General features: G+C 41.0%; 1 pseudogene. It reads left to right on the top strand.

What is annotated here, in order from left to right:
- Positions 1-243: 243 nt before the first annotated feature.
- A pseudogene (locus tag ACTHPA_RS18515) lies at positions 244-525 on the top strand (IS110 family transposase); the annotation flags it as partial.

Below are 525 nucleotides of genomic sequence, written 5' to 3'. Positions count from 1 at the left end.
CGGAAACATACTAACATTAGTAGCACAAACCAAGGCCATGGTTTGTGCTACTATTTTTTATGTAGAAGTGAAGGGAAGTCGCGCGGACGCTGGGATCTTTGAATCCGTATAAGGAAACCGACTACCTTCACATCCTTATTTGAATCAGCTTAGTATGTTGGGTCCTTGAGATCGTGTATAAGAAAATGGAATCGATGAGGCACTGTGAAGGACTTCTATAAGTTTACGAGAGGGGGATGAAAGATGAAACATGTAATTGCTTTCGATGTAAGTATGGGAAAAAGTACAATGGTTATTTATGATCAAAATCAATGTTGTCGGTATGAAGGTGAATTGGAACACACGGTATCCGGTTTCAATTCATTAAAAGAGCGAATCGAATCACTGAGTGAATTGGACGGTCTAGTGCCTGACATCGTTTTCGAGGCAACTGGCGTCTATTCAAAAGGTTTAGAAGGATTTCTACAAAAACAACATTATCCCTACATCCGCCTGAATCCGTTGGAGGCTAAGCTTCAGATGGCT

Source organism: Sporosarcina sp. SAFN-015, assembly GCF_051966875.1.
Classification (GTDB): domain Bacteria; phylum Bacillota; class Bacilli; order Bacillales_A; family Planococcaceae; genus Sporosarcina.
This window is presented reverse-complemented; position numbering and strand designations above follow the sequence as displayed.